The organism is Catenovulum agarivorans YM01 (genome assembly GCF_000281085.1).
Classification (GTDB): Bacteria; Pseudomonadota; Gammaproteobacteria; order Enterobacterales; family Alteromonadaceae; genus Catenovulum; species Catenovulum agarivorans.
On the sequence record NZ_JH767529.1, the window covers coordinates 15,482 to 28,604 of the forward strand.

Annotated in this window: 8 protein-coding genes; all 8 read right to left on the reverse strand. The window is 38.3% G+C overall.

Features of this window, described 5'->3' with window-relative positions; translation table 11 throughout:
* Window positions 1–116 precede the first annotated feature (116 nt).
* Complete coding sequence (locus WSC_RS0112385) at window positions 117–1,178, reverse strand: PDDEXK family nuclease (protein ID WP_016956255.1); 1,062 nt, start codon at window positions 1,176–1,178, stop codon at window positions 117–119.
* 58 nt (window positions 1,179–1,236) lie between these two features.
* Window positions 1,237–4,497, reverse strand: coding sequence for a type I restriction endonuclease subunit R (locus WSC_RS0112390; RefSeq protein ID WP_016956256.1), 3,261 nt, complete (start codon window positions 4,495–4,497; stop codon window positions 1,237–1,239).
* A gap of 91 nt (window positions 4,498–4,588) precedes the next feature.
* Entirely contained in the window at window positions 4,589–5,608 is a 1,020-nt protein-coding gene (locus WSC_RS0112395; RefSeq protein ID WP_016956257.1) for a virulence RhuM family protein, read from the reverse strand.
* On the reverse strand, window positions 5,605–6,990 hold the full coding sequence (locus WSC_RS0112400; protein WP_016956258.1) for an AAA family ATPase: 1,386 nt from the start codon (window positions 6,988–6,990) through the stop codon (window positions 5,605–5,607). The genes WSC_RS0112395 and WSC_RS0112400 overlap by 4 nt, the downstream gene beginning before the upstream one ends.
* A gap of 134 nt (window positions 6,991–7,124) precedes the next feature.
* Entirely contained in the window at window positions 7,125–9,227 is a 2,103-nt protein-coding gene (locus tag WSC_RS0112405) for a hypothetical protein (RefSeq protein WP_016956259.1), read from the reverse strand.
* Window positions 9,217–9,903 carry an abortive infection family protein gene (locus WSC_RS0112410; protein WP_016956260.1) on the reverse strand — a complete coding sequence of 229 codons (687 nt, stop codon included), beginning with the start codon at window positions 9,901–9,903 and terminating at the stop codon, window positions 9,217–9,219. The genes WSC_RS0112405 and WSC_RS0112410 overlap by 11 nt, the downstream gene beginning before the upstream one ends.
* Window positions 9,896–11,299, reverse strand: coding sequence for a restriction endonuclease subunit S (locus WSC_RS0112415; protein WP_016956261.1), 1,404 nt, complete (start codon window positions 11,297–11,299; stop codon window positions 9,896–9,898). Before WSC_RS0112415 ends, WSC_RS0112410 begins: the two co-directional genes overlap by 8 nt.
* Window positions 11,289–12,926, reverse strand: coding sequence for a type I restriction-modification system subunit M (locus tag WSC_RS0112420; RefSeq protein ID WP_016956262.1), 1,638 nt, complete (start codon window positions 12,924–12,926; stop codon window positions 11,289–11,291). Before WSC_RS0112420 ends, WSC_RS0112415 begins: the two co-directional genes overlap by 11 nt.
* Window positions 12,927–13,123 lie beyond the last annotated feature (197 nt).

The following is a 13,123-nucleotide window of genomic DNA, read 5'->3' on the forward strand; positions in this document are numbered from 1 at the left end:
CAGTGACCTCGACTTTTGTATTCGAGGTCACCGGTACGTCATCATGACAGCGCTTTGATTCAGCGCTCCTGAACCAACAGAGAGAATTATCTACACCAAGATGAACCTGATATAAATTACTCTATTCCCCATACTGCTTTTAACCTTTTTATTGTGTGTGGCCATTTAGCAGTTCTCGGCCTAGCGACAGAATTTTGATTACCAAATAAACCAACTTCATTGACAGCCGCCGACTCAGGGACTTGGTGTATCCATTTTACCGGTACAAAATATTCAGCATCATCTTCACCACTATCTTTTGCCAACGCGTAACTGCCGACAAGCTGTTTATCCTCTGTTATAAATTCATCGGCGATAATAGCGCGATCTATAACTTCGGCTACTCCGACATAACCGGTACCAGGTATGTTCACCCAGACTCTATTGCCAGGCTCTAACATAAACAAAGTTTTGCTATACCAACGCCCACCACCAGCTGAAATAAATCCATATTTTACAGCATCACTCCAATTTCTACCGCCTGCTCCAAAGCTAGCGTAAAACTCATGGTTCCATTCTCCGTGCTTGGCTGTATTAACTGCATGCTCTTCCGTTTCAATTGGGTCAATCATCCAAGAGCGACTTAAATATTGGTTTGAGCCATCTTGAAACACAGAGAAAAACACCGCATTAACAGCAACGCTGGCTTTATCATTTAAATAATTAATGATGCGCTCTGTACTTGCATCTAACTCCGCTGCCACAATAACCATTTGGTGTGAACTATTAACATCTTCGTCAAGGGGGGAAGTGCCAAATTTAGCTCTAAAAGCGTCATCGAAAACGTTATTGGCTAATTCATATTTCACAGCAAAATCAGTATAAATTTGTGAAATTTTTTCAGTTGGAAGACTCTCGACCCAAGCAGCGTAGTCAATAGTTTGAGCAACAACATCCCTTGGAGTTTTATGCTTTTTAAGTTCAATAATAATAATTGAACCTGAAGCATCGATGGCTAGTAAATCAATGTATTTGCCAAAGTCGGTATATACTTGCCTGCCAATGAGTAGCCAATTTGGATTTAAAATAGATATATCTTTGGTAATTTGCTCTTCAAGTAATATTTCACTATCCAGCCTAATAGCAGGCAAAGCCTCAGGCTTGTCGCCAATTTTCCAAATTCCGTGTTGCACAGCCATTCTGTATCCTCAAAATATAAATGGTAAAAGTTGTTATCAAATTTGAAAATTGTGCCAACTAACTCACTCTATGCTTCTTAAAATTTTCTGCCTGCTCAAAAATTTCTTTGTATACCTCATTGCGATCAATTGGCGGATAACCATGTTTGGCAAGCAGTACAATTAAATCAGCCCTCAATTCAGCTTTAATGTCGATTCGATCAGACCAGTCGGTATATTTGGCCTTGTCATCAACCACAGTTTTAACTTCTTTAGCTAGTGTCAGCAAACTATCTTCTGGATATTCAAATTCGTATTTTTCAGCTAAGGTTTTTAAAATATCGTAAAAGGCTTTTTCTTCGAAATTAATGCCCATGTCTGCAAATGACGACATTTCAGCTTTTAGCTCATCAATCAACTTAAATACTTCAGTTGAAAAATCTTCATGCACATTGCTTTCAAATATCTCGTCTTCTTTGCGCTGGTTATACAAGTCAACCAAAGCTGTAAACCGCTTGGTAAAGTTAATCGCTTTCGCTCTATTTACCTTCTTAAAATCACCAATCGCTTTGGCTAACAGTTTTTGCAGCAACTCAGCTTTCGTATTGGGCAGTTTTACTTTTTCTAGCTTAGCCAAATAGTCACCGTCAAAAATATCTATGCCTTCTTCGCGTTCGCCAAGCTGCATAATTTCTTCAATACCATCGGCTTGTAAAGCGTCCGCAATCATTTCACGCACCTTGGCATTCATTTGTGCAGTATCCGGTGCATCACCTTTTGTTAGCTTGTAAACAATAGAGCGTACAGCCAAATAAAAGTGAATCGTATCTTTTTGCGTTTGAGTTAATTCTTCGCTGCCACAACATACATCGTAAGCGGCTTTTAAACGCTTGACCAACTCCATAAAGCGGCGTTCAAACTTTTTATTCTGCAATACAAATTCACCCGCCCAATTTAGGCAACTTAGCTGGGCTACTGGGTCACCAGAATAATAAGCAGAAGCATCAAATGGGCTAAACATTTGATTGAGTAAATCCAAATAATCTTTAACCACAATCAAAGATTGCTCAATATCCTCAAAGTTTGTTGAGTCACCTTTAGAATATTGTGCCAAAGCTTTGTTCATTTGATCTTTGATGCCAATATAATCGACCACCAAACCTTTGTTTTTACCCTCAAATTTTCGGTTTACCCGTGAGATAGTTTGAATCAGGTTATGCTGCTGAATCGGCTTGTCGATATAAATGGTGTCTAAGAAAGGAACATCAAAACCGGTAAGCCACATATCCACCACAATGGCTATTTTGAAATTAGACGCCGGATTCTTAAACTGTGTGTCTAAATCTTTTCGATAAGCTTTATCACCGAGTAAATCCCATAACGCTTTGCAGTCATCCTGCCCACGAGTCATCACCAGTTTTACTTGCTCAATCGGTTTGGCTAATGTGCCCGCTTTAATCGCATTTTCTCTGTCTTGAGGTTTAAACTGATTAATGTTCTCAGCTTGTTTAACCGTAAACCAGTCGGGGCGAATATTTTTCACCGCATTGTAAAAGTCGTACGCAATTTCACGGCTGCTTGATACAAACATGGCTTTGCCTTTAACGCTTGCACCTTCACTAACCCGGTTTTCATAATGCTGAACAAAGTCGAGCGCTAATAATTTAATTCTGTCTTCATTACCTAAAATAGCGCTCATATTAGCCGAAGCTTTTTTACTTTCTTCGATTTGATGCTCGTTGCTGCCTTGCTCAGCACACTGTTTATAATATTCTTCAATTTTAGCCAGCATGGCATTGTCTAAAATAACTTTTGCCGCACGCCCTTCATACACAATGCGAACGGTTATTTCATCTTTAACTGATTCAGTCATGGTGTAGCTATCAACCATTTCACCAAAAACCTGATAGGTTGCGTCAATTGGTGTGCCGGTAAAGCCTACATAGGTGGCATTCGGCAAAGATTCATGTAAGTGTTTGGCAAAGCCGTAGCTTTTAGTCACAGTACCTTTTTTGAAATCAACTTTAACTTTTTGGTCTAGGTTAACTTGGCTGCGATGTGCTTCATCCGAAATACAAATAATATTGCTGCGCTCAGACAACAACTTAGTGTCTTCAGTAAACTTATGAATGGTGGTTAAAAATATACCACCGCTGTTACGGCCTTTAAGTTTAGCTCTTAAATCATCTCGGCTTTCAACCGTTTCAATTATCTGATCACCAATATAAAGTTTGGCATTGCTAAACTGCTGCGAAAGCTGGTCGTCTAAATCAGTTCTGTCGGTAATCAGCACTATCGTTGGGCTACCAAACTCAACACTTTTCATTAATAGCCGGGTTAAAAACTGCATGGTGTAGCTTTTACCGCAGCCAGTAGCGCCAAAATAGGTACCACCTTTACCGTCGCCTTCGGGTTTGCGGTGTAACTTAATATTGGCGAATAACTTACGTGCGGCGTAATACTGCGGATAACGGCAAACTATTTTGATTTCTTTTTTGCTGGTATCCGGAAAAAATACAAAGTTTCGAACCACATCGCGCAATCTGTTTTTATCGAACAAACCTTGCAGCATAGTATGCAAAGCATTGATCCCGTCTTTTTCGACCGATTCATTGCCAGTGATTTTGCGCCAAGCATAGAAGAATTCATAAGGGGAGAATAATCCGCCCATCTTATTATTTACACCGTCACTTATCACACAAAAAGCGTTGTAGATAAAAAGCTGAGGGATAGCACGCCTGTAACGCACAGTTAGCTGCTCAAAGGCGTTGAATATAGTCGCTTGCTCTTCTCGAATGGCACTTTTAAATTCAAACACTACCAGAGGTAAACCATTAATATACAAAATTAAATCAGGAATACGGGTTTCACCATCGGCGCCTTCGATATTGAGCTGATTTACAATTTTATAAATATTGGTATCAAAAGCGTGTGGACTGCTAGTTGCAACTTTTGCTTGGGTAAAATCTTGTATTGGTTTAAATAACTGTTCAAGCGCGCTGGATAAGTTGTAATAGTCTATCAGGCTGATATGAATATCTTTGAGCTTGCGATCTTCACGCTTTAATACAAAACCATCAGCTAACCAGCTACATAGCTGTTTATTACTTTGGTATAAATCACTCGCGGGTAGCACTTCAAGCTTGCGAACAATGCTTTCAATTTCATTATCAGTAATATTAAACGAAGCATATTTGTGTAACAGATAACTGCGCAAATCATCTTTGATTAACACATCGCTGTTGTTTCGGTTAAGCTCATCACCTCGCACATAACTAAAGCCTTGCTCTTGCAGAAGCCTAATCACTGCTTTTTCAAGCTGTTCCTCAGTAAACTTCATTCAACATCCTGATTATTATAAATTTATGCTGTTTTAGTGTATCAGTCACTCTCAAGCATATTAAGCGTTTTGTATATTTAAAAATAGAAGATTATTTTTTGCTTAGCGATTTAGTATTCTCAATAAAAGCATCAAAGTCGCTCATTTCTTTGGCTTTATCAATTCTGCGCTGGTCGGCAAAACTTTGATATTGAGTTTCAGCCAGCTTTTTAGCCACTTCGTGCGAAACCGAGCCTGCCCCCTGCAAAATATCATGCTCATTAAATTGTAAAAACGCATCTAGCTTATCTGCCCACTCTTGCATAGTAACCGCTCGGCGTTTACTTGCCTGATTTTCAGCATAATCTAAATACATAGTGACAATTCGATTAAGCGCCGTTAGCTCTTCATTGGTTAAATAATTTTTCGCCACCGACACATCTTGCTTGCGAACTTGTTTACCAGACCAATTGGTTAACCCCATATTGGGTTGTGAGCTATCAGCCCGCTTAACAATAAGTTCTGCCGCCGTATTGCCATGAATCGCCCAGTGTAATTTGTTTTGTACTGAGGCAAAAAATTGCTGGCTAATCTGTGCTTGCGAATTGTAGTCAGTTGCAGTGGCATAAATATCGGTAATTTTTTGATAAAAACGTCGCTCAGATGCGCGAATATCGCGAATGCGTTCAAGCAACTCATCAAAATAATCGGCTGATAAATCTTTATCTGGATTTTTAAGCCGCTCATCGTCCATCGCAAAGCCTTTTATCAGATATTCTTTTAATATCTGAGTTGCCCACTTCCTGAACTGAGTACCCCGGTTAGAACGAACCCGATAACCAACAGCTAAAACGGCTTCAAGATTATAATGGTCAAGCAACCTTTCCACGTCTCGCGCGCCCTCGCGGGCAACTATTCGGAATTTCCGAATAGTTGAATCTGGCTCTAATTCACCCTCAGCATAAATATTTTTTAAATGTTCATTAATAGTGGGAGATGACTTTTCATAAAGCTCAGCGATTTGTTTTTGCGTTAACCACAGCGTCGGTTCACCGCTCTGATCTTGCTCTAATTTAAGTTGCAGCCGAATTTTGCCATCTTCACTAGTAAATAGCGCTAAAGGTGATGTCATGCCGGATTCCTTTCAGCTAAGAGGTTTGCCTTAAAATCAGAAAACAAATCTTTAATAACAGGCACACCACCAAAGCGGCCAACTAAATAACCTTTACGGATATCGTTATCAAATCTTGGCTGAAACTCTTCCAGCGAATATAAACTGGTTGCGCCTTGTTTATCTTTTTGGGTAAACCAAACCTCATCACGGCGGATCATATCCAAATTCAATAAATTTGACTCATGAGTGGTTACAATCAATTGGCTTTGCACATCACAAGTTAAAGCTAAAAAAGTATTCAGCAATGAAGTGGTAATCTCGCTGTGCAAGCTACGATCAATTTCATCTATGATGTACACCTTATCTTTAGAGAAAATATCTAATAACCCAGGTGCAATATCTAATAACCTTTGTGTACCGTCTGATTCCTGAAAAATATCAAAAAATACATCTTTGCCATCAGCACCAACATGCTTAGTCATCAGTTTAAATGCTTTTACTTGACCGGTTTGATCTCTTACAAACTGATAACGGGTATTACGTGGTCCGGCGACAAAAATCGCTTCTTTTTCATCAATTTGTTGCAGAATATCTTGTTTAACTGAAGTGGGAATATCAGGTATTTCTTTTGAAAAATCAATTTCCTTAAGTGATAAACCGGCTATGCCTGTGTCAAACTCGTTGAGTATTTTCGCCAGCATATCGGCATTATCATTGCCTACATGCAACTGCATTTCTAAGCCATGATATTTAGAGTTAGGAAATACAATATTAAGCTTTTCATGAAACCAGTAACTCACATCCACAAACGCAGTTAAATAACTTAAGTTAGTTAATACATTGCGCTCGTAACATTCAGCCAGAAACAGGCGATTTGCCGGTGTACCTTTGGCGGTAAACTGCAAAAACTGCTCATCTTCTTTTGAGTTAAATTTTAACGGGCCAAAATCAAACTGGCTTTGGTTATTGTGTAATGAGCGCTCAAATACGGGTGTTTCGCCGCTTTTATTTATTTCGAACAGCCACTCTTCATAAATAGTTTTATGGTCGGCACTAAAACCATAAGCATAATTTTGTTTACCACTTTTAATTTCAAACTCAAAGCGAGTGGGTTGGGTTGCACAGGTTTCATCTAAGCGGAAAGGCTCGTAAGGTAAGTTTTTACCCAGCTTGGAACCTTCAACCACCATAGCCTGCGCGTGGCGCATTGCCTTAATCAGATTAGATTTACCCGAGGCATTGGCACCATAAATAATTGAAGATTTTAATACGCTGATGTCTTTAGCATTTTTTGCACGAATTACATGCGCCGGGTGACTTTTAACCCGGCTTGGCAACATTGAAAACTCAGCCCTTTGTTTAAAAGACTTAAAATTTTCAACGGAAAAACGGAGTAACATAATCAGTTATCCATAAAAAATCGTTTTAATTAAGTTAAAATTAAACAAATAGAGTAAATAAATCAACTTTTAAGTGATTTTTTCACTTTAGGCATTTAAAATTTTTTGAGATTTATGCTCCATTATCGTTATTATTAGCTAAGCCCTAACTTTTCTTTATAAATCTTAAGCCGTTGTTCCGCCCTATCTACAAAATCTTGATAAAACAAAATTTCAGAATATAGCTCCCCATATGACTTGCCAGTCACAGGATCTTCTAGTGAGTCAGTACTAAACCAACCTTTATCGCTTGGAAATTTTTTGTATCCTTTAAGACGCAATGGTTTAACGGTATCGCCAATAAGGTAACCGTAAAACTTTTTAATTCGACCTTTTGATTTCGCTGCCAACAGGTGAGCATATTCCATCAAGTCACCCATATAGTTATCCATCGATACACCAGGCGCTTTAAACTCAATGATAATCGCAGCTCCTTCTTGATTAAAAATCGCAATATCTGGCCTTTTTAGCTGGTTTTCACTCTCGTTTTTTTGAAATACCTCAGCAAGTGCAGCATCAATATCTGGTTCAAATAAGCTTTCTTTGTCGTTCCAAGGAATTGTAGAAAGAGGCTTATCAGAAGCTATATGTTCAAAGTAGTGATACTCTTCATTGAGTATCCAAATATCATGATCTATTTTATCGTTGCTATCTTTTCCTGTAGGGAAAAAGATACTATGAATTATTTTTTCGTTTTCTTTTCTGCCTTCTCCAGATTGAACACACAGTAACTTTTTGACAGCACAATTTAAAATTTCAATCATCGATGAACGTCTAACGACAAGTTGCGAAAGATTTGCCATGTCCATCTTTTGAATGGTAGAAGTGTACTTCCAAGACATTTCGTTAACTTTATCCCTAAAGTCATCTTTTCGAGGGTCTAGCTTTAGTAATTCCTGCTTTAAATCAAAAAGCGCTGAAGTATCATCAACTATTTCTTCTTGGTATTTTTTTAATACTCGTTTAGCAATGTCATCGGCAGAGTCACCGTATTTAACTTTTACCCTTGTATCAGTAAGCATCTTGGCAGAAATACCAAATTTAGTTCCTGTTTCCTTGATCAAAGCATCTCTGTCAAAATCGGTAGGAGCTAATAGATCTAACACATAATCCTCTACAGATTCGATAATATCTTGCATTGATGGGCCTGAAGACATTAATTCGACATTACCGCTGCATGAAACTGGGATATCAAAATTATCCCGTCTAACATTTACATTCTGTTCCAGATAATCGCTCTCAATTAAAACTAAATAAAACTTCCCGTTTATTGAACTCTTACGATCTTTTGGGACTTTTAAGAATGTTTTGGTCAACGATTTTACGATTGACGAATTAGCACAAAGCGCAACATCATGCTCAAACCAGGCAAACTCGCCTTCAGAAAATTCATATGTGCTGATAGAAAGTTTAAGTTCTCCATTTATTCCATCGTTGCCATGACCACACACAATGGGAATGTCAGGTACAGGCAACTTTTGAGGTAAATCATGTGCTGTGATTTGTTGCACAGGCTGCTGTTCCCCAAATAACGTAGTACACAACTCGATGCTGAAATCGCCAATAACTTCTTTAAGCGTTATTAGCCTTTGAAGAAACGTTATAAAAACATGATGTTTAAGGTTTGTAGCAGAAAACTCATCAGGTAAGTTTTTAGACCAAAAATGCTTTTTATTAGCTTGTTCAGACAGCCCGGTCAAAGAGACCAATGTTTTAATTTCATTATTTGACGTGTCTTCTAACTTAAACGATGCCTCTGATATTTCCTTAGTGTTACTTGCTACATCAAGAGTTCGAAGCTTAAAAGTACCACCTGCATCAAAAACGCTTTTAATGTTTAAGTTGTCAAAAAAGTGAAAGTACTGGACACGACCAGAACCAAAACACTTACCAATACCTTTAATTTTAAGGTCATCTTTGAATGTAGAATCTTTGGTTACGAAAGCTTTAACTTGATTTTCACCAAGCCCAGCTCCGTTATCTTCACAAGTCACTTTTAAGCCAATTTGATCGTCTGATACCAAATCAATTGCATACAATTCGATATCGAAGCGTATTTTTAATGCAGGAATATTTTCATCAGCATCTTTTCTGATCAGGTACGAATCTATAGCATTTGAAATGAGCTCTTCAAATACCACAAAGCGATTATCACTGATCCTTGTTGTTTTTTTGCTACCCCGAATATCAAGCGTCATTGTCCTCTCCCTCCTCTTCCTCGGTAGATGAGTATTGGACTAACATTTCACGATAACCTTCTATGTCATGCTGAAATACCATCTGGCTTGCTGTAAATTGAATGATATTTCCGTTTCCTAAAGGCAGGTTGTAACCATCAAATTGCTCATCTAACCAATCGTTAAACTCTGGATAATCATCATATCGCAACCTATAAGCCACCTCAGGTTCTAAAGTTTCTTTATGCTTTTTATAAATACATGAAGCTAAACCATCCACAGAAGAAGCAATGAACTCAGCTTCAGTCATTGTAATTGGATTAGTATGATAACCGTCATCACCATGAGAGGCTGCGCCATATCGATTCCTTAATTGCCCCGTCACATTCACGATTTGTCCAGCTAACAACCCCAAAAGATTGTTAATGTCGCCATTTTCACTCAAAGCTAAGTTGCCTTTAACTAAGCGAAATAGTGGACCAAATTCTATGTTGGTATTTGCGTGAGCTACACGATCATTAATAATTGTTTTAAAAATTGTCTCTAAAAAGGCCTTAGACAAATCCAGAGATAATGGAGCATCATTTTGAAGAAGTGCTGATTCAAGGCGCTCTTTTTGCTCAATTAAATGAACAGCCTCTTCATTACCAACGATTGCTCTGGTGCTCAATGGAAGCCTTAACGCATTTTCATTCATGACAAATACCTTCCAATATAACTTCACCTGTGATTAATTTTGGCAATAAATAATCTCTAGTTTCAGCTAGCGAATTAGTTTGTTTTATATTTTCAGTAATCTTGTCATAATTTGCTTTAGTAACTGATGTAAAAGCATCTATTGCAGGCTTTGAGGGGACAATTAGTTTAATACTTCTAAACGTTTTTTTGCTGATTTCTGCAAATGTAGTACCACCAGAAATACCTTTAATTTCATCCATAATAGAATCCAGAAACTGAACCGTGTACTCTGGCGATAATGTTTTTTCACATAACAAGGCGATATAGCCTTGGTTTATAGCGACTGGAATTTTCGCGAAAGCCAAATAACCAACAGGTGCTCTCGAAGACATTAATACCGTATTTACCGGTAGTAAACCTGAAGTAATTTTTTTTAAACCTGCCTCAGTAATTTTTCTGCTAGTATCCAAAAGGATTTTGCTTTCATTTCCAGATAAGTCTTTAGGTGATGTCCAGCATATATCACCACCATCCCAAAATTCGGGGTTGTTAGTGCTTGGCGTAGATCCACCTTTTACTTCAAATTCATCACCTGTCGTCGATACTTTCCACCCCTTAGGAATCCAGCCTTCAATACCTATAGCCGGATCATCGGTATGTTCAAATTCGTTAGGGAATAGCTTTTGAATATCAGCGGGCAGTGGTTTGTAGTTTGGTAATTTGTGAGAGCGTTGACGCACTGCCACTCTTGCAGCTAGTTCATCCGGTAGCTTATTCCCAGCGGCCAGAGCGTTATCAATCACAGGATCAAAATCAACAAACCAGCTTTTAAATAAAGCTTGTGCCATATGTTCTAGGATTTGATTAGTTTGGCGATTTAGCTTAATTTTATTGTCTAATGATTGCAGTACATTAACAATTTTCGACTGTGATTCTAAAGGTGGTAGGTAAATACGAAAATTTTTCAGGTACTCCAAATTGATTTTAGGAACACCTGTTGACTCAGACTCTCTTTTGATTTTTTCTATCGAATTTGCGGAAGAGACGAAATAATAAACATACTCTGGTATTGCTTTCTCTTCATTAACACGCAATCTCATCTGATTAGACGATAGAAGAAACCTACTATATCTGTGCTTTTGGGGAATTATGCCTGTTTGCCCCAACGTCCCTTTCTTAGTAAATAAGATATCACCAGCAATACATTCACTACGCTTTAGTTTTTTAAATGTAGCTTCTGATATGTAAACAAATTCAGAATCTTTAAATTGCTCTTGGCCGAGAGATAAGTTACTTCCTCGAATTACAGGAATCCCTTCTGAAACATAGGCTGATGCAGGTAAATTAGAACCAAAAGGACCATCAACTGCCTCAAGCGCAATTTGTCCTAATGTAACTTCATGTTTAAACCCCATAACCCAATACCTCCAAGTTCTTGCGAATCGCTTTATCCAGCTCTTCGGCTTGCTCCATTTGGCTATACAAAGTTTGGCTAAGTTCACGCATTTTTTCTTCAAACGGAATGCCATCATCTTCAATTGCCGCAGCGCCAACATAACGGCCAGGGGTAAGTACATAGTCGTTATTTTTAATATCTTCTAATCTTGCTGATTTACAAAAACCGGCTATATCTTGGTAAGTTTCAAGCTGTTTATGTTCATCAACCAGATTGTCGTGCTCTGTACTTAAAGCTTGTTCAATCGTTTCTGGGTTTTGTCGCCACGCATGAAAAGTATTGGCAATTTTGGCAATATCGTCTGTGGTGAGTTCTTTATGTACCCGGCTTATCATGCTGCCCATATCACGCGCATCAATAAACAAGGTTTCACCTTGGCGGTTGCGATAACCACGTTTAATATCTTGTTGTTTATTTTTGCTGATAAACCATAAACACACTGGAATTTGTGTGGTGTAAAACAATTGTCCCGGCAGGGCTATCATGCATTCAACTAAATCGTTTTCGATAATTTTTTGCCGAATATCCCCTTCACCACTGGTATTTGAGCTCATTGAACCATTCGCCAATACAAAACCTGCGGTGCCGTTGGCACTTAGCTTGGAGATCATATGTAAAATCCAGGCATAGTTGGCATTGCCAGTGGGTGGAATGGGGTAACCAGACCATCTTGAGTCGTCTACCAGTTCATTATCGACACGCCATTGTTTTTGGTTAAAGGGTGGGTTTGCCATAATGTAGTCGGCTTTTAAATCTGGGTGTTGGTCTTTAAAAAAGCTGTCGCCCGCCACTTCTCCTAAATTACCCGCTATACCGCGTACCGCTAAGTTCATTTTCGCCAGTTTATATGTTGTGGTGGTGTATTCTTGCCCATAAATGGAGATGTCTTTACGGTTACCTTTGTGGCTATCAATAAACTTTAACGATTGTACAAACATACCGCCCGAACCACAGCAGGGATCGTATATTTTGCCTTTGTAAGGTTCTAGCATTTCACTGATTAAACTAACCACAGCTTTAGGCGTATAAAATTCGCCACCACCTTTGCCTTCGTTAGCAGCAAATTTACCTAAAAAATATTCATACACCCGACCGACTAAATCTTCTTCTGTCATATTACAATCGTTGGCGGCAGTATCTATATTGTTAATGGTGTCAATTAGGGCTGCGAGTTTGCTGGGTTCTAAACCTAAACGTGAAAAGTAATTATCTGGCAGTGCGCCTTTTAGCGCTTTATTATTTTTTTCAACTATATGCAGTGCACTGTCAATTTTAAGAGCAATATCGTCTTGCTTGGCTTGCACCTGAATATAAGACCAACGCGCTTCTTCAGGCAGGTAAAACACATTGTCTTTGGTATAAAACTCGACCATATCTAAAAAGTCGCCCATACCTTCATTAACTAGCTTTTCACGCTGTTTATCAAACTTATCGCTGATAAATTTTAAGAAGATTAAGCTTAAAACTATGTGTTTATATTCTGATGATTCAACACTGCCACGCAGCTTGTTTGCACTATCCCATAGAGTTTCTTCAAAGTTAGTAGTTTTTTTGTTTTTGCTGGTTACTGCTTTGGCTTTAGCCATTGATAAATCATCCTAAAAAAATTGATAGAAAACTTGAAATGCATTTTATTTGCGGAAATTTACCATAGTGACCGCATGGCTTAAATACCAAGTTGAATATCAACCAACCTTTAATGAAATAAAGCCTTGATTCGATATCGCTAGTAAATTTTTATTAAGCGTTAATCATACTCATAGAGGTTTAATCATAGCTTTGT